This is a genomic window from Pedobacter sp. Leaf41 (assembly GCF_001422545.1).
Taxonomy (GTDB): Bacteria; Bacteroidota; Bacteroidia; order Sphingobacteriales; family Sphingobacteriaceae; genus Pedobacter.
The window spans coordinates 306,449-328,370 of record NZ_LMLE01000011.1; the positions used below are offsets into that span (position 1 = coordinate 306,449).

Below are 21,922 nucleotides of genomic sequence, written 5' to 3' on the forward strand. Positions count from 1 at the left end.
TTGGAATTGCTTAACTATCAGTGTTTAATGTTTTTTATTTGGTAGCCTGATGTTTGATTTAGTCTCATTTATCGGCTTAAATGTAACAAAAAGGATGTGGAAAACTTTTTTGTGGTAAAAAGTGGTAAAAAGTGGTAGAACTCTTTACTTTTACACTAGATAAAAAGTGTAGATACCACTATGACCCAACTTTTAGGAGAATTTGATTGTAAACTTGACGCAAAGGGACGCCTTATGGTGCCTGCTGCGCTTAAGAAACAATTGCCTAATTCGGAGAATGAGGGTCTAATCATCAACCGTGGTTTTGAAAAAAATTTGGTTATCTATCCAAAAGCGGTTTGGGATGCTGTTGTGGCTGATCTAGCCAAGCTAAATATTTACGACGAAGAGAACAGGAGGTTTGTAAGAGCCTTTACCCGTGGCGCAACAGAGCTTTCGCTTGATGCTGCCGGACGTGTTTTGTTGCCGAAATCTTTGGTGGAATATGCTGGTATTGGTAGCGATTTAGTTTTAGCATGTCAATTAGATCGAATTGAGGTTTGGGATAAAAAATCTTACGAAGATATTTTTGACGATGTGCCAGCCAACTTTGCAAGTCTGGCTCAAAAAGTAATGGGCGATAAGAAAGGAGGGGCTGATGGCGAATAATTACCATGTTCCTGTAATGCTTCAGCCTTGCATCGATGGGTTAAATATTAAGCCAGATGGTGTTTACGTGGATGTTACTTTCGGTGGCGGCGGCCATTCTAAGGAGATTTTAAAACATCTTGGACCTAAAGGGATTTTAATCGCTTTCGATCAGGATCCGGATGCACAGGCAAATATCCCAGCTGATGATCGCTTCATTTTCATTGACCAGAACTTCGGTTTCCTGAAAAATAATCTTCGTTTAAAGGGTTTCCGTCAGGTAGATGGTATTCTGGCTGATCTTGGTGTTTCTTCGCATCAATTTGATGTGCCGGAGCGTGGCTTTTCCATCCGTTCGAATGCCGATTTGGATATGCGTATGGATCAACACCGCGATCTTACGGCTGCTCAGGTGTTAAACACTTATTCTGAAGATAAGCTTCATAAAATATTTGGGATCTATGGGGAGGTAAAAAATGCCAAATCATTGGCTCGGGCTATTGTTACAGCCCGTCTTGACAAGCCTTTTACCGATAACGACAGCTTAAAATCGGCCATTTCAGAATATATCCCGAAAGGAAAAGAAAATAAATATTTAGCACAGGTTTTTCAGGCTTTACGTATAGAGGTAAATGCCGAAATACAGGTTTTGGAAGATTTTCTTCTGCAAGCTTCTGAGGTGTTGAAGCCAGGAGGTCATCTGGTTGTGATGTCTTATCATTCTTTGGAAGATAGGCCTGTGAAAAACTTCATGGCTAAAGGGAAATTTCAAGGCGAGGTAGAAAAAGATTTTTTTGGTAATCAACAGAAGCCATTCAATGTAATTACCCGTAAGGCAATTGTGGCAACTGAAGAAGAGATTGCGCAAAATAACAGGGCTCGAAGTGCAAAACTTAGAATAGCTGAAAAAATATGAACAGGTTCAGAGAGGAGATAGAGGAAGAGGAAATCGGGCCTGAGCCAGAGTTAAAAGCGGCGCCTAAAAGACCGAAAACGGCAGAAGAGAAAATGGATAGTAATTCATTTATCAGTAAGCTTTTTAATGACGGATTGGTATCAAAAGAGGCGGCCACTGATGCATTGCCTTATTTGTGTTTTCTGGCATTTTTAGGAATGATGTACATTGCTAACAGCCATTTTGCGGTAAACAATGTGCGTAGCATTGATAAATTAAATAAAGAAGTAAAAGAGTTAAGATGGGAGTATAAATCTTTGAAAGCAGAGCTGATGTTTAAAAGCAAACTAACAGAAGTAGCGAAGAAGGTAGATACCCTTGGTATAAAGGAACTAATTGAACCACCAAAAAAAATAATTGTTAAAAGCGATGAATATTAGAGCAAACATCTTGCTTCGTGTATATCTGGCATTTGGCTTAATTGTGCTTTTTGCTTTTGCAGTATTTCTGCGTCTGGGTCAGGTGCAGTTTGTGCAGGGTAAAAAATGGAAGGCCATGGCCGATAGTCTTTCTACTCGTTACGTAAACGTGGAGGCTACTCGTGGCAATATTTATTCAAACGATGGTAGTTTGTTGGCAACGTCTGTACCCGAATATGAACTTCGTATGGATATGTTCGCAGGTGGAATTGCCGACGATAAAGTTTTTAATGAGAAAGTTGATTCATTGGGGATGAAACTGGCGCAAATTTTTCAGGATAAATCTGCAAAAGATTACGCCCGGTATTTGCGAAAAGGTCGCCAAGATAGTGCCCGCTACTTGTTAATTCATCGTAAAGTAGGTTATTCAGATTTAAAAACCATCAGAACTTTTCCCTTGTACAATATCGGGAAATTTAGTGGAGGTTTAATTGCGGTTCAGCAAAATAAAAGAATTCTTCCTTTTCAGGCTTTGGCTGCCCGTACCATCGGTTATAAAAATGAGAATGTTGCCAATGGGGTGGGATTAGAAGGTGCTTACAAAGAATACATCAACGGGGAGACTGGTAAAAGATTAATGCAGCGTATTGCTGGTGGCGTTTACATTCCGGTAAATGAGGAGGCAGAGGTTGCGCCGAAAGATGGAGCAGATATCATTTCTACCATCGATGTAAATATGCAGGATTTGGCTCAAAGTGCTTTAGAGAAACAGTTGATTAAGTTCGATGCTGATCACGGCGTAGTGATTGTAATGGAAGTAGCAACGGGTGAGGTTAGGGCAGTTGCCAATTTTTCAAAAGTCGAAGAAGGCGTTTATAAAGAGAAATTTAATTACGCAATTGCAGGAAATCAGGATCCAGGTTCAACTTTCAAGTTGGCATCATACATGGCGTTGCTGGAAGACGAATTGATTGATACGAATATGATGGTGGGTACCGGAAATTACAAAATTCCTGGCCACATGATCAAAGATTCGCATGGAAGTATTGGTGTAGTAACCGTTAAAAAAGCTTTCGAACAGTCATCAAACGCGGCTATCGCTTATTTAATCAATAGTAAATATGGCGCAGACCCGAAAAAGTTTACAGATCATTTATATGATTGGCATTTAAATGAAAAATTACAGTTGCAAATTCCTGGTGAAGCGAGGCCAACGATTAAAAATCCATCCAACAAAAGCTGGGGTAAAATGACTTTGCCGCAAATGGCTTATGGTTACGAAATGGAATTAACGCCTTTAAAAATGCTTTCGTTTTACAATGCAGTAGCTAATAATGGAAGGTATATCGCTCCAATTTTCGTAAAAGAGATCAGGCGCCTTGGCAATCCAATTGAACAGTTTAAAGCCAGGGTAATTAACGAAAAAATTTGTTCTGACGTCACTTTAAGCAAAGTGAAAAAGATGCTAGAAGGTGTGGTAACTGATGGGAGTGGTAAACAGTATGTTCATAACCCACTTTACAAAATTGCTGGAAAAACCGGTACTGCTCAGGTTGCCGATGCAAACAAAGGTTACAAAGCTAAAAAGCAGTATCAGGCTTCTTTTGTAGGTTATTTCCCTGCCGATAAACCTAAATATTCTATGATCGTGGTAATCAATGATCCTCGAGGTGGTTACTACGGTGCATTGGTTTCAGGGCCAGTTTTTAGAGAGGTTGCCGATCGTATTTACGCTAGCGACATGCAAATGTACAATGATGTACCTACGCGTTTGGTAGGCAATACAGGCAATCCACCAACAAAAGCCGGACAAAGCAAAGCCACTCAAAAAGTATTCAAAGCATTTGGTTTTAAACCACTTTTTGCATCAAAATCTGAATATTATAACATCGTTGATACCAGCGCAGGAGAAGTTTTTCAAGAGAATACAGAACGAAAAGGGGTTATGCCAAATGTTTCGGGCATGGGCTTGAAAGATGCGCTTTATCTTTTAGGAAATGCAGGTTTAAAAACGAAAGTGATTGGATCTGGAAAAGTAATCGCTCAATCCATCGCCGCGGGTACAAAGGTTGGAAAAGGTTTGGGCGTACAAATAGAATTGAATTAAATAAAATGAATGAATGAGGGGATGAGTGAATGGCGGAATGTTGCGATTGCTGTTAATATTCACTCATTCAAAATTCACTCATTAAATAAAATAAATGATTGAGAGTATGATTGAAGGCTAGAATGTTGCGATCGCTGTTAACATTCACTCATTCAAAATGCACTCACTCAAAATTAAAGAGTATGCAATTACAGGATTTACTTTACGGCATTACGATTAAAGAATTGGTTGGCAAAACCGATAGGGAAATCAACAGCCTAAATTTTGATTCTCGTAAAGTTGGAAAAGATGATGTTTTCTTTGCTGTAGTTGGAACGCTTGCCGATGGGCACCAGTTTATTGAACAAACCATTGCTCAAGGTGCTGCTGTTATTATCTGCGAAAGTTTGCCTGAAGTGCATGACTTTACGGTCACCTATATCAAGGTAGAAAATACTGCTGTTGCCTTAGGTATCATGGCAGGTAATTATTTTGGAAATCCATCTGCCGATTTAAAATTAATTGGCATTACGGGCACCAATGGTAAAACCACCATTGCCACTATTTTATTTAAGCTTTTTAAAGATTTAGGATATAAAACTGGCCTTTTATCAACAGTTGAAAATTATATTAACGATACCGTTGTTGCCGCAACGCATACCACTCCAAATCCAATTGCTTTAAACCAATTATTGCGTGATATGGTAAATGCTGGTTGCGATTATTGCTTTATGGAAGTAAGCTCGCATGCGGTATCGCAACATCGTATTGAAGGATTAACGTTTTCGGGTGGTGTTTTTTCAAATATTACTCACGATCACTTAGATTTTCATAAAACCTTCGACAGTTATTTAAAAGCCAAGAAAGCATTTTTCGATGTTTTACCGAAATCGGCTTTTGCATTAACCAACATGGATGATAAAAATGGAATGGTGATGCTGCAAAATACAAAGGCACACAAGAAAACGTATGCGCTGAAGCAACTTGCTGATTTCAAAGCGAAAATTATCGAGAATCAATTCAGCGGACTTCATTTAGATATCGATAATGAAGATGTGTTTTTTAAGTTAGTTGGTACTTTTAATGCTTATAATCTACTTGCAGTTTACGGAACAGCGATTCTTTTGGAACAAGATAAATTGAAAGTTTTGACGTTGCTAAGTCGCTTAACGGGGGCTGAAGGTCGTTTTGATTACATTACTTCGCCAAATAAAATCATCGGCATTGTAGATTATGCACACACACCAGATGCTGTTCAAAATGTGTTAAGCACCATTGCCAACATCCGTAAAGGAACGGAGCAGGTTATTACCGTGATTGGCTGCGGTGGCGATCGGGATAAAACCAAACGCCCGATTATGGCACAAGTGGCTTGCGATTGGAGTGATAAGGTGATTTTAACTTCCGATAATCCAAGAACAGAAGATGCGCAAGCAATCATCAACGATATGGAAGCTGGTGTTTCACCAACTAACAAGCGTAAAACATTATCCATTTTAGATAGAAAAGAAGCGATAAAAACCGCTTGTCATTTAGCGCAGAGCGGAGATATTATTTTAGTAGCCGGTAAAGGCCATGAAAAATACCAGGAAATTAATGGTGTAAGGAACCATTTTGATGATAAAGAGATTTTACTTGAACAACTTAACCCGAACAGCTAATGTTATATTTATTATTCGAATACCTGCATAAGCATTACGACATTCCTGGATTAAGGTTGTTTCAATATATCACTTTCCGTGCCTCCATTTCCATCATTTTATCGTTAATCATCACCACTGTGTATGGTCGCAGGTTGATTGATTTTTTACACAAAAAGCAAGTAGGCGAAACGGTTAGAAATTTAGGTTTAGAAGGGCAAATGCAAAAACAAGGTACGCCTACAATGGGTGGTATCATCATTTTGCTGGGTATTTTAATTCCAACTTTGTTATTCGCCAACATTACAAATGTGTATGTGATCTTAATGATCATCACCACGGTTTGGATGGGCGCTGTTGGTTTCCTGGACGATTACATTAAAGTTTTCAAAAAAAATAAAGAAGGTTTAGCTGGTCGTTTTAAGGTAGTTGGGCAAGTAGGTTTAGGTTTAATTGTGGGTTGTACCATGTATTTTCATCCCAATATCGTAGTGAGAGAAACCGTTCAGGATGATGTTAAGCCAACCTCAACTGTGCCAATGGTTCTTCGCCAGAAAGGCGAAACTTTCTATTACACGCAGGATGTGAAATCGACTAAAACGAACATGCCTTTTTACAAGAATAATGAGTTCGATTACGCGAAGGTATTTAAGTTTTTAGGTGGCGATTATCAAAAATATGCTTTTCTGGTATTCATCATTTTTACTGTTTTTATTATCACTGCGGTAAGTAATGGCGCCAATATCACGGATGGTATTGATGGTTTGGCTACAGGCACATCTGCAGTAATCGGGATTACATTGGGTATTTTGGCCTATGTATCAGGTAATACCGTAATGGCCGATTATCTGAATATTATGTACATCCCCAATTCGGGAGAACTGCTGATTTTTGCGGGCGCCTTTGTGGGTTCCTGCGTCGGTTTCCTTTGGTACAACTCTTATCCGGCTCAAATTTTTATGGGCGATACCGGAAGTTTGGCCATTGGCGGTATCATCGCATCTTTCGCTTTAATGATTCGTAAGGAGTTGATTATTCCAATCCTTTGCGGAATATTTTTAGTGGAGCTGGTTTCGGTAATTATGCAGGTATCTTATTTCAAATACACCAAGAAGCGATTTGGAGAAGGGCGAAGAATTTTCCTGATGTCTCCATTACACCACCACTATCAAAAGAAAGGTTATCACGAAGCGAAGATTGTAACCAGATTCTGGATTATTGGAATTATGCTGGCCATCATCACCATCGTAACATTGAAATTGAGATAGGGTGGAAGTTAGAAGTCAAAAGTTAACGCAAAACGCCAACTGAATAAATAAATAAAAAATAACAACTGTATTAGTCTTTAGCACTGCAATCTAACTACTATATACTAAGTACCAGCTACTAATTAAATAATGAGCACAAATCAAAATAATACAACAAGCAGTTCTCAGTCAGCAATGGCAGGGCACGCCCGCGTGGTTATTTTGGGTGCTGGAGAAAGTGGCGTAGGTGCTGCTAAGCTTGCTCAATTAAAAGGCTTCGATGTTTTTGTATCTGATTTTGGTGTAATTACTGATCAATATAAATCGGCATTAGAGAAGCTAAATATCCCTTTCGAATCTGAAAAGCATACTGAAGAACTAATACTGAATGCTACCGAAGTAATTAAAAGCCCTGGTATTCCACCTTCGGCGCCAATCATTAAAAAACTGGTGGCTAAAAATATTTCAGTGATTTCGGAAATTGAATTTGCCGGCCGCTATACAGATGCAAAAATGATCTGCATTACGGGTTCTAACGGTAAGTCGACAACCAGTTTGCTTACTTACCACATCCTAAAGAATGCTGGTTTAAATGTGGGTTTGGCAGGCAATATCGGTCATAGTTTTGCCGCTCAGGTAGCCACAGAAAATTTCGACTATTACGTTTTGGAGATCTCCAGCTTTATGCTTGATGATATGTTTCATTTCAAAGCTGATATCGCTGTGCTTCTAAACATCACTCCAGATCATTTAGATCGATACGACTATAAATTGGAGAATTACGCTGCGTCGAAAATGCGCATCATCCAAAATCAAACTGCTAACGATGTTTTTATTTACTGTGAAGATGACGAAGAGAGCAAAAAAGCATTAGCAAACAACCAGCCACTGGCTAAAACATATCCTTTTTCAATCATAAACACATTGGAAAAAGGCGCTTACTTACACGAGCAAATTATACATATCCTTACTCAACCAAATAACCAATTCACCATGTCTATTTCAGATTTAGCCTTACAAGGCAAGCACAACATTTACAACTCTATGGCTTCGGGCATTGTAGCGAAGGTTTTAGAGTTAAGAAATGAGACCATTCGTGAAAGTATGGGCAATTTCAAGAATATTGAGCATAGGCTAGAGCATGTAGCAAAAATTTCGGGAATTGATTTTATTAACGACAGTAAAGCCACCAATGTAAACTCCACCTGGTATGCTTTAGAAAGCATGACAACCGATGTAGTGTTAATTATGGGCGGTGTGGATAAGGGTAACGATTATAATATGCTTAAAGACCTGGTGCAAAGTAAAGTAAAAGCAATTGTATGTTTAGGTAAGGATAACAAGCGTATCCACGATGCTTTCGAGGATGATGTAGAAGTAATTGTGAATACTTTTTCGGCTGATGAAGCAGCACAGATTGCTTTCCATTTGGCTAAACGTGGTGATGCGGTATTGTTATCGCCAGCTTGTGCCAGTTTCGATTTGTTCAAAAACTACGAAGACCGCGGTAATCAATTTAAAGCGGCAGTAAGAGAATTATAAAAGGAGGCTTAATTATATGTTTCAAGCACTACTTAACAAAACTAAAGGCGATAGATGGATCTGGTTAATCATCATCCTGCTTTCGCTTATTTCTGTAATGGCTGTTTACAGTGCAACAGGGACTTTGGCATACAAAAAAGGAGAAGCGGTAGAAAAATTGCTTTTAACCAAGCACTTAATTTTCGTTTTAATGGGAATTGGGATGATATACATTGCCCACTTACTTGATTATCGGTATTACGCCGGTATTTCGAAAATTTTGATGATTGTAACCATTCCGCTTTTGATTTATACCTTAATATTCGGAACAAATTTGAATGATGCTTCGCGTTGGGTTAAAATTCCGGTAATTGGACTTACGTTCCAAACATCCGATTTAGCAAAACTAGCATTAATTACGTTTTTGGCCAGAATGTTAACCAAAAAGCAAGAAAACATCAAAAACGTTAAAGAGTCGTTTGTGCCAATTATGGGCTCTGTTTGTGTGGTTTTCGTTTTAATTGCTTTGGCCAATTTGTCTACAGCTTTAATGTTATTTGGCGTAAGTATTTTGCTCTTAATCATCGGGCGTATTAGTATTAAACAGATTGCAATTGTTTGCGCTGGAGGGTTTGTATTATTATTATTTGTGTTTTTCCTCGGGCCGAGAAGAAAGACTTACATGTCGCGTATTAACACCTATTTGCATCCAGAGATGCAACATTCAGATAAAACTTTTCAGGCAGATCAGGCAAAAATTGCTTTGGCTACTGGAGGGGTTTTTGGTAAAGGGCCAGGTAATAGTACACAACGGAATTTCCTACCACACCCGTATTCCGATTTTATTTTCGCCATTATTATTGAAGAATGGGGGACACTGGGAGGAATTATAATCATGGTACTGTACCTGGTGCTTTTATACCGATGTATAAAAATAGTGACCAAGGCCCCCAAGGCATTCGGGGCGTTACTGGCAGCTGGCTTGAGCTTTAGTTTAACCATTCAGGCTTTCGCAAACATGGCAGTTGCAGTGGGCTTAGGTCCGGTAACGGGAGTACCTTTACCATTGGTGAGCATGGGCGGAACTTCGATGATTTTTACCAGTGTAGCCTTCGGGATTATATTAAGTGTAAGCAGAGACGTAGAAGAAAACGCAGGTGCGATAGCAAAAGAAGATAAAGAGAAAGTAAAGAATAAAGTGATTGTAGGAGAGATACCGGAGTTTGGATAATTAAAAATGAGTGAATGAGTAAAGGAGAGAATGATTGATTGAAAAATACATCCCAAAGTTTAATAATTAAGATTTTAATTTAATAACAATGGAGAAAGTAACTAAGGTCGATTTTGTAACAGCAATTAAGGCAAGGACGAAAAAGTTTGTTTTGGATTCGATTAGCTTTTATTAAACGTTACACAAAACAGAAGAGGCTAGAATAATAGGAAGACAATTTATTAGATCTGCATCATCTGTTGGAGCGAATTACAGGGCAGCATGTAGAAGTAGATCAAAAGCTGAATTTTATGCTAAGCTAAGTATTGTTGTAGAAGAGGCCGATGAAACAGCCTTTTGGATTGAAATTTTAACAGAATCACAAATAACAAATTCTGAAAAAGCTCAACCATTGTTAAAGGAGATTAACGAAATTTTATCAATAGTTGCTAAAGCAAGAAAAACGGTAAGTAATAATAAATAATGATTGAAGGAGTGAATGATTGAAATGAAAGAATGAAGGGATTGCCTGTAGCACTCACTCATTCAAAATTCATTCATTCAATAATTAATTACAAAATGAATAATTCCCCAAAAATTATCATATCAGGTGGTGGCACCGGCGGGCATATTTTTCCCGCCGTAGCCATAGCCAATGCGCTTAAGCGCTTGGTTCCGGCTTGTGAAATTCTGTTTGTGGGTGCAAATGGCCGCATGGAAATGGAAAAAGTTCCAGCTGCCGGATATAAAATAATAGGCTTAAACATCAGCGGGATGCAGCGGGGTTCGATTGTTAAAAATCTTGCCTTACCGTTTAAAGTGATCGGCAGTGTACGCAGAGCGATGCAGATTATTAATGATTTTAAGCCAGATGCCGTAGTGGGCGTTGGAGGTTATGCTTCGGGTCCGTTGTTGTATGCAGCATCATTAAAAGGAATTCCGTACCTCATTCAAGAGCAGAATTCTTATGCTGGTGTAACCAATAAATGGCTAGGTAGAAAGGCTTCAAAAATTTGTGTTGCCTTTGATGAAATGGAACAGTTCTTCCCTGCTGATCGAATTTTGAAAACGGGGAATCCGGTTCGCAAAGACGTAGTTGATATCAAGGGAAAACACCATGCAGGTGCTGAACTGTTGAAACTCGATCCATTGAAGAAAACCATAATGGTAACAGGCGGAAGTTTAGGAGCTGGTACACTGAACAAAGCGATTGAAAAACATTTGCCAGAAATCATCGAACAGGATGTGCAGGTGGTTTGGCAAACGGGTAAATATTATTACAAAGGAATTATCGAGCGTTTGGGTCTGGAGTATCATCCAAATGTGCGCATTCTGGAATTTTTGAATAAAATGGATTTGGCCTATGCGGCTGCAGATGTAATTATCAGCAGAGCAGGAGCGGGAACGATCGCGGAACTTTGTCTAATCAAAAAACCAGTGATTTTGGTGCCTTCTCCTAACGTAGCTGAAGATCATCAAACCAAAAATGCAATGGCTTTGGTTAAAAACGGCGCAGCACTGCTCATTAACGACCGCTTCGCTGAAGACACGTTGGTGAAGCAAGCATTGTCGCTTTTGAAAGATAAAGAACAGAGTGAAAAACTGGCTGAAAATATTGGTAAAATGGCTTTGCCAGAAGCAGATGAAATTATTGCTGGAGAAGTATTGAAATTGATAAAATAAGATAGGAGAAAATAGATAGGAGATTTGAGATCAGGCATTAGTCTGATATCTCACACCTCATATCTCAAATCTAAATAAAATGGAACTAAGTAAAATAAATAGAGTGTTTTTTGTAGGTATCGGTGGTATCGGCATGAGTGCGCTTGCTCGTTATTTTGCTAAACGCGGTCAGGTGGTTTGTGGTTACGATAAAACCAGAACGAAATTGACCGAGACTTTGGAACAAGAAGGCATTTTGATTACATATTTGGATGAGGCCGCATCTCTGCCTTGTGCATTTTTAGATCATCATGATGATACCTTAATTGTTTATACACCTGCCATTCCAAAAGATTCCAAAATTTTAAATCACTTTATCGATAAAGGCTTCAGTCTTAAAAAACGCTCTGAGGTTTTAGGCATCATCAGCAAAGGCATGTTTTGTATTGGAATTGCAGGTACACATGGCAAAACCACTACCTCATCAATTGTGGCTCATATTTTAAAGGATACAGGTTACGATTGTACTGCTTTTTTGGGTGGGATTACCAGTAACTACAACAGCAACGTATTGTTCGGGAAAAACAATGTGGTAGTGGTTGAGGCAGACGAATATGACCGGTCATTTTTAACGTTGCATCCTGATATTGCTGTGGTTACTTCGATGGATGCCGATCATTTAGATATTTATGGAGACAAAAGCCATTTAGATGAATCTTTCCAATTGTATGCTGCCCAACTGAAGCCAAATGGTACACTCTATGCATACGAGGGTTTGCCCTTAAGTAATAGCAATAGCTATGCAGCAAGCGCCACCGCAACCGCCAAGGCCGAAAATCTTCGTGTAGAAGGGTCGAAGTTTGTATTTGATTATACGGATAATGAAACCCAGATTAAAGACATCAGCTTAATGTTGCCCGGCAGGCACAATGTAGAAAATACTACGGTTGCCATTGCCATTGCTTTAAAACTGGGAATTGATGCAGATAAAATTAAGCAAGCAGTAGCAAACTTTAAAGGCGTAAAACGCAGGTTCGAATACGTCGTCAATAACGATAATCAGATTTACATCGATGATTATGCCCATCATCCTGAAGAATTAAGAGCTTGTTTCGATGCTGTTCGTCAGCTATATCCAGATAAGAAGCTTACGGTTATTTTTCAGCCACACTTGTTTACGCGTACAAGAGATTTTGCCGATGACTTTGCAAAAGTTTTAAGCACAGCTGATGATTTGTTACTGTTGGAAATATATCCGGCTAGAGAATTGCCGTTGGAAGGTATTGATTCGAAGTTTTTATTAGATAAAATCAGCCTGAAGAATAAGCAAATATGTGGAAAAGATTTTGTGGTTCAGTATGTTAAGGACACAAAGCCTGAGTTAATTTTAACAGTTGGTGCGGGCGATATTGATACGATTATTGAACCATTAAAAAATACATTAAACCATGCTTAAAAGAATAAACTGGAGCGCAATATTTACCGGCTTTGCCTGGCTAGTAAGCCTGGCTGGTGTGGTGGTGCTTTTAAGTTTCATCAACATTAAAAAGCAAACGGTTAAATGTACGGATGTTAAAATTTTAATCCCTGGGGCAGATAACTTCATCGAAAGAGAAGAAATTGATCAAATTTTAAGAGAAGATCAGGGCGTATTGCTGGGACGAAATATCGAAAATATCAATATTCATAAAATAGAAAAGAAGCTGCAATCTAATCCATACATCGCCTTTGCGAAAGTGTACGTAGAAATGGATGGTGTGTTGCACATTGAAGTGAAGCAGCGCCAGCCGGTAGTGAGAATCTTAAACAGCAGCGGTCAGGATTTTTATATTGACAACGACGGTTTGAAAATGCCAATCTCCTCAAATTTTACTGCCAATGTGTTGGTGGCAACAGGCAATATAACAGAGGTTTTTGGAAGTAGAGTTGATACCCTGCATACCAAATTGGCCAATGATATTTATAAAACGGCTTTATTTATCAAGAGAGATACTTTGTGGGATTCTCAGATCGAGCAATTGGTTGTCGATCAAAAAAATGATATTGAATTAATTCCGCGTGTAGGTGATCAGCGCATCATTTTAGGTAACGCCGATTCTTTGGAAAAAAAGATGACCAACCTTTTGCTATTTTACAAAAAAGCTATGCCACAAGTTGGTTGGGACGCTTACAGAACAATCAATATTAAATATACCAATCAAATAGTTTGCGAAAAAAGAGATTCGACAGCAATTGCCAGAAAGCGAAAAACAATTTCATCTTCCGATAGTTTGAGAATACAACAAAAGGTAGCCGATTCGCTAATCAAAAATGTAATCAGCGATGCTATTGTAGAACAAACTGCTGCTGTTGTTCCGAAAAAAACGGAAATGAAAACTGCTGAGCCGAAAAAGCAAGAAGTGAAAGCAATTGCTCCAGCGAAGACTGAAATCAAAAAACCAGTAATCACTGCAGCCGTTAAGCCAAAGGAACAAAAGCCCGCAGAAAAAAAGCCGGCGACTTCGCAAATAACGGAAAAGAAAAAAACCAATACAAAATCTGCAGCCCAGCTGAAGCTGGAGAGAGAAAAAGAAATCAGAGCCCTAGAAAAACAATATAAAACTCAACAAAATTAACGAATATGGACAAGGCAAAATTTACCAGTCAGTCTCCCATTGTAGTAGGATTAGATATCGGTACTACGAAAATATGTGTTATCGTTGGCCGTAGAACCCAACATGGTAAGATAGAAATTTTAGGAATAGGAAAGGCAGAGTCGGCGGGGGTGACACGAGGAGTAGTTTCTAACATTCAAAAAACAGTGCAGGGCATTGCTCAGGCGGTTGAGGTGGCGAGTGGACAATCAAATGTAGAAATACAGGTGGTAAATGTTGGTATTGCCGGTCAACACATTAAAAGCTTACAGCACCGAGGAATTTTAACAAGAAGAGAATTAAATAACGAAATCGGTAAAAAAGATATCGATAAGTTAATTGATGATATGTTTAAATTGGTGATGCCTCCAGGTGAGGAAATTATCCATGTATTGCCACAAGAATTTACCATTGATAACGAACCGGGAATTAAGGATCCTATCGGGATGGCAGGTGTACGTTTGGAGGCTAATTTCCATATCATCTCTGGGCAGGTTACAGCGGTTAAAAATATCATCAAATGTGTAAATAATGCAGGATTACAAACTCAGGATCTGATTCTTGAGCCATTGGCTTCTTCTGAATCGGTGTTGAGCGATGAAGAAAAAGAAGCTGGTATTGCATTGGTTGATATAGGTGGAGGAACTACCGATATTGCCATCTTCCACGAGGGTATTATTCGACATACCGCTGTGATTCCATTCGGGGGGAATAGTGTAACTGAAGATATTAGGGAAGGTTGTTCAGTGATGCGCAATCAAGCCGAGTTATTGAAAACACGTTTTGGTTCTGCCTTGGCTGAAGAAAATAAAGAAAACGAAATCATTTGCGTTCCTGGTCTTCGTGGTCGTGAGCCGAAAGAAATTTCGGTTAAAAACCTGGCTTATGTTATCCAGGCCCGTATGGAAGAAATCATCGAGCACGTTTACTACGAGATCAAATCTTCTGGGTATGAGAAAAAACTAATCGGCGGAATTGTAATCACGGGTGGTGGTGCTTTATTGAAACACTTATCGCAGGCGGTAGAATATGTAACGGGACTAGATTGCCGTATTGGTTATCCAAATGAGCATTTATCTAAATATGAAGATATGCCAAAGGCGATTTACGATGATTTAAAAAGCCCAATGTATGCTACCAGTGTTGGTTTATTAATTAAAGGTATTCAGAAAGCTGAAGAATTAATTGAAGAAATGAAACAGCCAGGTGTTTTTGTAGAAAAGCCAAAAGCACAAAAAGAAAAAGAAAAACGCGGTCCAGGTTTATTTGATAAACTTCTGGCGAAAACAAAAACATTCATTCAAGATGATATGAATGTTAGCGATGAAGATTATCTGAAAAGCTAAGTTTTTTTCAACAACATGTGAGTTTTCCACATTCTTAACACTTGTGGAAAACGTCTGTTGAAAAAGTGTTAATATTACGTTGAGTAATGAACAGAATTTAAAACTTTTTAAACAACTGATTCATAAAGATATGCAGTTCGAAATGTTAAAAGATAAGTCATCAATCATCAAAGTAATTGGTGTTGGGGGCGGTGGCGGCAACGCAGTAAACCATATGTACCTATCGGGTATTACTGGTGTAGACTTTATTATTTGTAATACAGATGCCCAAGCTTTGGAATCTAGTCCGATACCTAACAAGGTACAATTAGGCGCTAGTTTAACCGAAGGGATGGGTGCTGGTTCTATTCCAGAAGTTGGCAAAAACTCGGCGATAGAAAATATCGATGATATTAAAGCCATGTTGGGTAGTACAACAAAAATGTTGTTTATTACTGCTGGGATGGGTGGTGGTACCGGAACTGGTGCTTCGCCAATTATTGCCAAAGCTGCCAAAGAACTTGATATTTTAACAGTTGCCATTATTACCACGCCATTCTCTTTTGAAGGAAAGAGACGTAAGCTTCAAGCTGATGAGGGCATGGAAGAATTGAAAAAATATGTAGATTCTTATTTGGTGATCTCTAACGATAGGTTGCGTGAGATCTTCGGGAATTTAACGTTAGGTTCTGCATTTGGTCAGGCCGATGATATTTTAACAACAGCAGCAAAAGGTATTGCAGAGATCATCACGGTTCCAGGTTATATAAACGTGGACTTCAAGGATGTGCGTACTGTAATGAAAGAAAGCGGTGTTGCCATCATGGGTAGTCATGCAGCTGACGGTGAAGATCGTGCTTTACAAGCAGTTGAGGGTGCTTTAGCATCTCCACTATTAAAAGATAACGAAATTGAAGGCGCCCGTTATATTTTATTGAATATCAGTTCTGGTGTTCAGGAAGTGACAATGGATGAAGTTTCCATCATTACTGATTACATTCAGGAAAAAGCAGGTTTATCTGCTGATTTAATTTGGGGTAACTGTACAGATGAATCATTAGGAGAAAAATTATCGGTAACTATTATTGCTACTGGCTTCCAAACCTCTGAAGAGCGTGTTCACGAAGAAAAAAACAAAAAGAAGATCTCATTATTAACCCCTGAAGAAGCGCCGTTGGTTCGTCCAATTGAACCAGTAAATTCTTTTATTCAGCCAAAGGCTGCTCCAAGTTACGAGCCGGTTTTGAAAGCTAAAGAGGAAGTTTCACAAGCTGATCTTTTTGGTGGAATGTTTGCAAAAGCTGAACCTCAAAAAGTTCAGGAGCCTGAAAATAATGTTGTTCGCCACACTTTAATTGAAGAAGAGCCTCAGGTAGAAGAACCACAGGAAACTGGTTTCGAGTTTGAAGTAAAGTTGGCAGAAACCAATTTTGTGTTCGAAACACCAGCGGTACAACCTGCTCCAGAGCCAGAAATGGAAATGCCTGTTGCTGGTTTGGATGACGACAAAAATGATGAATCGATGGAAGAGCAGTTAAAAAAATCTAAAGAACGTATTTTACGTTTAAAAGATTTAAGCATGAAATTGCGCACTACTAACGGCTTGCAAGAATTAGAAAATGAACCTGCTTACAAACGCAAACAAATGCAGTTACAGCAAGTTCAACATTCTTCTGAATCGCAAGTGAGTCGGTTCACTTTAAGTAACGATCAAGATGGTGGTACAGAGATTAGACCAAACAATTCTTTCTTACACGACAACGTTGATTAAACCAAACCAAATATAATTTTAAAGCCTCGATTTACTATCGGGGCTTTTTTGGCATAAATTTGGATTATTAAAAAATCTTAATTGACAAGCGGAAGATTAATCTGGTTGATTTTAAGCCAAATAAACCGTAAATTCGCAAAATTTTTATTATCAAAAAACACATAATACATTGGATATATTTGAAAAGATAGCAAAGCACATGGGCCCGCTTGGTCAACACCAAAAATGGTCTCATGGGTATTTCTCGTTTCCAAAATTAGAGGGAGAAATTGCACCTCACATGCAATTCAAAGGAAAAGAGCATTTGGTTTGGAGCTTAAACAATTATTTAGGCTTAGCCAACCACCCAGAAGTTAGAAAAGCAGACGCTGATGCAGCTGCAGAATTTGGTATGGCTTACCCGATGGGTGCCCGTATGATGAGTGGAAACTCCAAATACCACGAACAACTGGAGCAGGAACTTGCAGCATTTGTGGGTAAACCTGATGCGTTTTTGTTGAATTATGGTTATCAGGGGATGGTTTCTATTATCGATACTTTGGTGGATAGAAATGATGTGATTGTGTATGATGGCGAATCTCATGCCTGTATTATAGATGGTCTACGTTTACACATGGGTAAACGTTTCGTGTACCAACACAACGATATTGCAAGTGCGAAAAAACAATTAGAGCGTGCTACAAAATTAACCAAAGAATCTGGCGGAGGTATTTTACTAATCACCGAAGGTGTTTTTGGTATGAGTGGTGCACAAGGTAAACTAAAAGAGATTGTTGATTTAAAGAAAGAGTTTGATTTCCGTATTTTGGTTGATGATGCACACGGTTTCGGTACAATGGGTAAAACCGGTGCAGGTACGCACGAAGCTCAAGATTGTATTGAGGGTATTGATGTTTACTTCGGAACCTTTGCAAAATCAATGGCTGGTATTGGCGCTTTCGTAGCTTCTACTGAAGAGATTACCAACTTTTTGAGATATAACATGCGTTCACAAACTTTTGCTAAGGCGTTGCCAATGCCAATGGTTAAAGGTTTATTAAAACGTTTGGAATTGTTAAAGAGCAAACCAGAACTTAAAGATAAGTTATGGGAAATTGCCATGACTTTACAAAAAGGATTGCGTGAAAGAGGCTTTGATTTGGGTGTAACTGATTCTGTGGTAACGCCAGTTTTCTTAAAAGGAGAGCTTACTGATGCTACAGCAATTACTTTCGATTTACGCCAGAACTACAGCATTTTCTGTTCGATCGTTGTTTATCCGGTAATTCCAAAAGGAATGATCGAGCTGCGCTTAATCCCAACAGCTGTACACACATTAGAAGATGTTCAACGTACTTTAGATGCTTTTAGCGAAGTTGCGGAAAAGCTTGAAAACGGTTATTATAAAGAGAATCAATTTGCAATAGCTTAATTGATAAGTATATTTTAAAAGCCCTTTAAACTACTTTAAAGGGCTTTTTTTATGAGTAAGTCTTCTTGGTCCATTGTAAATCAGCGTGTTGCGTGTATTTTTTTTAATTGTTGATGTTCGTAAAACGTTTCAGTGTGGAAAAAAACGGCATTAACAGCGATTTTTATTCAGTTAAAAATTTTTGTTTCTACAACAAACCTATTAAATTAGAGTTAGATAATTAAAACTCAACCCTTTAAAATTGTAGGAGTACTAAAAAATGAAAAAATTTGAAGAAGTAAAAAGTCTGGTTGCAGCTTTAGAAGCTGATGCAGACAAATTTTATAACAAAGGAAACAGTGCCGCAGGAACAAGAGTTCGTAAAGGCATGCAAGATTTGAAAAACTTAGCTCAGGCGATCCGTTTGGAGGTTCAGGATACTAAAAATAAAGCTTAAGCGATATAGATATTTAAAGAAGTCAAGTTCAAAAAACTTGACTTCTTTTGTTTTTTAAGCTAATTGGCCTAATTTATCGATCTCTTTGATAATCGATTGTTCTAATGTTGAAGATGCTTTCATCAATGGTAACCTTACTGTATCATCACAAACACCCAGATGTTTAAGTGCAGCTTTTATTCCCGCTGGGTTTCCTTCTGCAAATGCTAAACGCGTAAATTCTACCAGGCTTAAGTGTGCAGGATTAGCGCCTTTAAAGTCGCCTGCTAAACAATGTCTTACCATATCAGAAAATTGTCGAGGTATTGCATTAGCAATTACGGAAATAATTCCAGATGCACCTAAAGCAATCATAGGAAGAGTAATAGGGTCATCACCAGAAATTAATAGAAAATCTTCTGGTTTATCCCTCATAATTTGATTAAATTGATCAAAACTTCCTGAAGCTTCTTTCGTGGCAATGATATTCTTGAAATCATGCGCCAATCTACAAGTGGTTTCAGGAGTCATATTGCTCATCGTACGGCCAGGAACATTATAAAGGATTAAATCCAAAGGTGAAACCTCGGCTAAATATTTATAGTGTTGGTAAATTCCTTCTTGAGTTGGCTTGTTGTAGTAAGGACTTACAGATAAAATGGCACTATAGCCGGTTGCATCAAAAGATTTGATGTCTTCTGCAACAGCCAAGGTATTGTTGCCACCAATTCCGGCAACTAAGGGTAATCTATTATTGTTTATTTCAGCAGTATAAGCCCACACCTTCTTCTTTTCATCCTTGGTCATTGTAGCGGTTTCGCCGGTTGTACCTAAAGAAACGAGGTAATCTATCCCTCCGTCGACCAAGTGATTAATCAGGTTTTTTAAACCATTATAATCAACAGATCCATCTGTGTTGAAAGGTGTAACCAATGCCACACCAGTACCCTGAAATTTGTTCATTTTAATTTATAATTATTGAATTCTGAATGAGAGAATGAATGTCTTATGCATTCTATCATTCTCTCAATCAATCACGCTCTCATTTTATCTTATCATTTCTAAAAGTTCGGCATCACTGATGATGGGAATATTTAGTTTGGTTGCTTTCTCCAACTTGGATGGTCCCATATTATCGCCGGCTACCAAATAGTTTAATTTACCTGATATTCCACTTAAAATTTTTCCACCATTTGCCTCGATAATATCTTTCAATTCTTCGCGGCCGTAATTTTCAAAAACGCCCGAAATTACGAATGTTTTTCCAATAAGTTTATCACTCGCCAGTTCAATTACCTTTTCTTCAATTTCGAACTGCAAACCTGCTAATTTTAATAGCTGAACCTGCTCTAGATGCTCTTTTTTTGCGAAATATTCAACAATGCTTTCGGCAATGCGTTGACCAATTTCATCTATGGCAATTAATTCGTCAATTTTAGCACGAGATAAGTTGTCGATACTTTTTACGCCAGCAGCTAGTTTTTTTGCTACTGTTTCTCCCACATAACGAATGCCCAAACCAAAAAGCACTTTCTCAAATGGCATTTCTTTTGATTTTTCGATTCCAGCAAGCATGTTTTCAATGGAGCGTTCGCCAAACCGATCTAAGCTTTTTAACTGATGTGATTTTAGATATAAGGTATAAAGATCACTGATGTGATTGACTAAGCCATGTTTATAAAAAGTTTCAATAGTTTCATCACCCAGCCCATCAATATTCATCGCTTTGCGTGAAATAAAATGTTGAATTTTTCCGACGATTTGTGGCGGGCAACCTTCATCGTTCGGGCAATAGTGCACCGCTTCTCCTTCTTTCCTAATCAGTTCAGTTCCGCATTCCGGGCAGTTGTGTAGATAATGAACACGGTTGGAGCCTTCAACTCTTTTATCTAAATTCACTTTTATTATTTTCGGAATGATTTCCCCGCCTTTCTCTACAAAAACAGTATCGCCTTCATGTAAATCCAATCTTTCGATTTCGTTTGCATTATGCAAAGTAGCTCTTTTAACAGTCGTTCCTGCCAATAAAACAGGCTTTAAATTAGCTACGGGCGTTACTGCTCCAGTTCGGCCAACCTGATAGGTTACCTTCTCTAAAACGGTTTCCACTTCAGCAGCTTTATATTTGTAGGAGATGGCCCAACGCGGAGATTTAGCCGTAAAACCAAGTTCCTGTTGCTGGGCGTAGCTGTTCACCTTAATCACGATTCCATCGATATCGTAACTCAGTTTAAAACGTTCGGTTTCCCAATGGTGAATAAATGCCAAAACATCATCAATATTTTTAACCAAGCGATTGTGCTCGCACACATGAAAGCCCCAATCTTTAACCGCTTGCAGGCTATCCCAATGATTTTTAAACTCGTTTTTATCAGTGTATAAAAAGTAAATAAAACCATCTAACGGTCGTTTTGCAACTTCTTTGCTGTCTTGCATTTTTATCGTTCCGGAAGCAAAATTGCGTGGGTTAGCATAAGGAATTTCTCCTAATTCTTCACGTGCTGCATTTAAACGCAGAAAGGCGGCCTTGTGCATAAAAATCTCTCCCCGAATCTCGAAATGCTCAGGTGCTTTTTCAGTTTTGATTTGGTGTGGGATAGTATGGATGGTTTTTACATTATTGGTCACGTCATCACCTTTGGTTCCATCGCCACGGGTTACTGCTCTTAGCAATTTTCCGTTTTTATAAGTGAGGCTGATTGATAATCCGTCAAACTTTAATTCGCAAACGTATTCAAAGTTATCACCAATAGCTTTTCGAATCCGTTCGTCAAAATCGCGAAGATCATGTTCGTTATAAGTATTACCCAGCGATAACATTGGGTATTTATGATTTACGGTAATAAAGTTTTTGGTAATGTCGCCACCTACGCGTTGAGTAGGAGAGTTTGGATCAGCAAAATCGGGATTTCCCTTTTCTAATTCAGCAAGATGCTTAAGTTTTTTATCAAACTCATAATCGCCAATGGTTGGCATAGCCAGTACATAATAATTGTAATTATGCTGGTTTAACTCGGCAACCAGCGCATCCATTTCTTCTTTAATTGCAAATAGCGACAT

The 21,922-nt window shown here is 38.6% G+C and carries 17 protein-coding genes and 1 pseudogene; 16 read left to right on the forward strand and 2 right to left on the reverse strand.

Translation table 11 applies throughout. The features are described from left to right. Nucleotides 1-180 precede the first annotated feature (180 nt). The 16 genes and pseudogenes from mraZ to ASE92_RS19045 all read left to right on the forward strand — a co-directional run bounded on the left by mraZ (nt 181) and on the right by ASE92_RS19045 (nt 18,883). On the forward strand, nt 181-648 hold the full coding sequence (mraZ, locus tag ASE92_RS18975) for a division/cell wall cluster transcriptional repressor MraZ (protein WP_056851697.1): 468 nt from the start codon (nt 181-183) through the stop codon (nt 646-648). Further along, complete coding sequence (gene rsmH / locus ASE92_RS18980) at nt 638-1,543, forward strand: 16S rRNA (cytosine(1402)-N(4))-methyltransferase RsmH (protein ID WP_056851698.1); 906 nt, start codon at nt 638-640, stop codon at nt 1,541-1,543. The genes mraZ and rsmH overlap by 11 nt, the downstream gene beginning before the upstream one ends. Next, a complete protein-coding gene (locus ASE92_RS18985; RefSeq protein ID WP_056851699.1) occupies nt 1,540-1,962 on the forward strand; it encodes an FtsL-like putative cell division protein in 423 nt (140 codons plus the stop codon). The genes rsmH and ASE92_RS18985 overlap by 4 nt, the downstream gene beginning before the upstream one ends. Continuing rightward, entirely contained in the window at nt 1,952-4,048 is a 2,097-nt protein-coding gene (locus ASE92_RS18990; protein ID WP_056851700.1) for a penicillin-binding protein, read from the forward strand. Before ASE92_RS18985 ends, ASE92_RS18990 begins: the two co-directional genes overlap by 11 nt. A gap of 182 nt (nt 4,049-4,230) precedes the next feature. Beyond that, nucleotides 4,231-5,688 carry a UDP-N-acetylmuramoyl-L-alanyl-D-glutamate--2,6-diaminopimelate ligase gene (locus ASE92_RS18995; RefSeq protein ID WP_056851701.1) on the forward strand — a complete coding sequence of 486 codons (1,458 nt, stop codon included), beginning with the start codon at nt 4,231-4,233 and terminating at the stop codon, nt 5,686-5,688. After that, a complete protein-coding gene (mraY, locus tag ASE92_RS19000; RefSeq protein ID WP_056851702.1) occupies nt 5,688-6,935 on the forward strand; it encodes a phospho-N-acetylmuramoyl-pentapeptide-transferase in 1,248 nt (415 codons plus the stop codon). The genes ASE92_RS18995 and mraY overlap by 1 nt, the downstream gene beginning before the upstream one ends. A gap of 129 nt (nt 6,936-7,064) precedes the next feature. Then, nucleotides 7,065-8,456, forward strand: coding sequence for a UDP-N-acetylmuramoyl-L-alanine--D-glutamate ligase (murD, locus tag ASE92_RS19005; protein ID WP_082455124.1), 1,392 nt, complete (start codon nt 7,065-7,067; stop codon nt 8,454-8,456). 16 nt (nt 8,457-8,472) lie between these two features. Beyond that, nucleotides 8,473-9,666, forward strand: a complete 1,194-nt coding sequence (locus tag ASE92_RS19010; protein WP_056851703.1) for an FtsW/RodA/SpoVE family cell cycle protein — start codon at nt 8,473-8,475, stop codon at nt 9,664-9,666. Between the two features lie 193 nt (nt 9,667-9,859). Next, nucleotides 9,860-10,129, forward strand: a pseudogene (locus ASE92_RS21780) (four helix bundle protein); the annotation flags it as partial. Nucleotides 10,130-10,224: 95 nt separating this feature from the next. Then, nucleotides 10,225-11,328, forward strand: coding sequence for an undecaprenyldiphospho-muramoylpentapeptide beta-N-acetylglucosaminyltransferase (gene murG, locus ASE92_RS19015; protein WP_056851815.1), 1,104 nt, complete (start codon nt 10,225-10,227; stop codon nt 11,326-11,328). Nucleotides 11,329-11,407: 79 nt separating this feature from the next. After that, on the forward strand, nt 11,408-12,763 hold the full coding sequence (murC, locus tag ASE92_RS19020) for a UDP-N-acetylmuramate--L-alanine ligase (protein WP_056851704.1): 1,356 nt from the start codon (nt 11,408-11,410) through the stop codon (nt 12,761-12,763). Beyond that, the gene (locus ASE92_RS19025; RefSeq protein WP_056851705.1) at nt 12,756-13,922 is read left to right on the forward strand and encodes a cell division protein FtsQ/DivIB; all 1,167 of its coding nucleotides are present in this window, start codon (nt 12,756-12,758) and stop codon (nt 13,920-13,922) included. The genes murC and ASE92_RS19025 overlap by 8 nt, the downstream gene beginning before the upstream one ends. A 5-nt stretch (nt 13,923-13,927) precedes the next feature. Next, nucleotides 13,928-15,286: a cell division protein FtsA gene (gene ftsA, locus ASE92_RS19030; RefSeq protein WP_056851706.1), complete on the forward strand. Its 1,359-nt coding sequence runs from the start codon at nt 13,928-13,930 to the stop codon at nt 15,284-15,286. A 130-nt stretch (nt 15,287-15,416) separates the two neighbouring features. Next, nucleotides 15,417-17,036 (forward strand): cell division protein FtsZ, encoded by a 1,620-nt coding sequence (gene ftsZ, locus ASE92_RS19035; protein WP_056851816.1) that lies wholly within the window; start codon nt 15,417-15,419, stop codon nt 17,034-17,036. Between the two features lie 169 nt (nt 17,037-17,205). Further along, nucleotides 17,206-18,447, forward strand: a complete 1,242-nt coding sequence (locus tag ASE92_RS19040; protein ID WP_056851707.1) for an aminotransferase class I/II-fold pyridoxal phosphate-dependent enzyme — start codon at nt 17,206-17,208, stop codon at nt 18,445-18,447. Nucleotides 18,448-18,706: 259 nt separating this feature from the next. Continuing rightward, complete coding sequence (locus tag ASE92_RS19045; protein ID WP_010602932.1) at nt 18,707-18,883, forward strand: hypothetical protein; 177 nt, start codon at nt 18,707-18,709, stop codon at nt 18,881-18,883. A 54-nt stretch (nt 18,884-18,937) separates the two neighbouring features. Here ASE92_RS19045 and dapA read toward each other — a convergent pair whose 3' ends face one another. Both dapA and ligA read right to left on the reverse strand, forming a co-directional pair. Further along, on the reverse strand, nt 18,938-19,825 hold the full coding sequence (gene dapA, locus ASE92_RS19050) for a 4-hydroxy-tetrahydrodipicolinate synthase (RefSeq protein WP_056851708.1): 888 nt from the start codon (nt 19,823-19,825) through the stop codon (nt 18,938-18,940). 84 nt (nt 19,826-19,909) lie between these two features. After that, nucleotides 19,910-21,922: an NAD-dependent DNA ligase LigA gene (gene ligA / locus ASE92_RS19055; RefSeq protein ID WP_056851709.1), complete on the reverse strand. Its 2,013-nt coding sequence runs from the start codon at nt 21,920-21,922 to the stop codon at nt 19,910-19,912.

Excerpts from the sequence above, each read along its gene's own strand:
- mraZ (WP_056851697.1), top strand. The coding sequence starts at position 181 with ATGACCCAACTTTTAGGAGAATTTGATTGTAAACTTGACGCAAAGGGA.
- rsmH (WP_056851698.1), top strand. The coding sequence starts at position 638 with ATGGCGAATAATTACCATGTTCCTGTAATGCTTCAGCCTTGCATCGAT.
- ASE92_RS18985 (WP_056851699.1), top strand. The coding sequence starts at position 1,540 with ATGAACAGGTTCAGAGAGGAGATAGAGGAAGAGGAAATCGGGCCTGAG.
- ASE92_RS18990 (WP_056851700.1), top strand. The coding sequence starts at position 1,952 with ATGAATATTAGAGCAAACATCTTGCTTCGTGTATATCTGGCATTTGGC.
- ASE92_RS18995 (WP_056851701.1), top strand. The coding sequence starts at position 4,231 with ATGCAATTACAGGATTTACTTTACGGCATTACGATTAAAGAATTGGTT.
- mraY (WP_056851702.1), top strand. The coding sequence starts at position 5,688 with ATGTTATATTTATTATTCGAATACCTGCATAAGCATTACGACATTCCT.
- murD (WP_082455124.1), top strand. The coding sequence starts at position 7,065 with ATGAGCACAAATCAAAATAATACAACAAGCAGTTCTCAGTCAGCAATG.
- ASE92_RS19010 (WP_056851703.1), top strand. The coding sequence starts at position 8,473 with ATGTTTCAAGCACTACTTAACAAAACTAAAGGCGATAGATGGATCTGG.
- murG (WP_056851815.1), top strand. The coding sequence starts at position 10,225 with ATGAATAATTCCCCAAAAATTATCATATCAGGTGGTGGCACCGGCGGG.
- murC (WP_056851704.1), top strand. The coding sequence starts at position 11,408 with ATGGAACTAAGTAAAATAAATAGAGTGTTTTTTGTAGGTATCGGTGGT.
- ASE92_RS19025 (WP_056851705.1), top strand. The coding sequence starts at position 12,756 with ATGCTTAAAAGAATAAACTGGAGCGCAATATTTACCGGCTTTGCCTGG.
- ftsA (WP_056851706.1), top strand. The coding sequence starts at position 13,928 with ATGGACAAGGCAAAATTTACCAGTCAGTCTCCCATTGTAGTAGGATTA.
- ftsZ (WP_056851816.1), top strand. The coding sequence starts at position 15,417 with ATGCAGTTCGAAATGTTAAAAGATAAGTCATCAATCATCAAAGTAATT.
- ASE92_RS19045 (WP_010602932.1), top strand. The coding sequence starts at position 18,707 with ATGAAAAAATTTGAAGAAGTAAAAAGTCTGGTTGCAGCTTTAGAAGCT.
- dapA (WP_056851708.1), bottom strand. The coding sequence starts at position 19,825 with ATGAACAAATTTCAGGGTACTGGTGTGGCATTGGTTACACCTTTCAAC.
- ligA (WP_056851709.1), bottom strand. The coding sequence starts at position 21,922 with ATGTCGCTATTTGCAATTAAAGAAGAAATGGATGCGCTGGTTGCCGAG.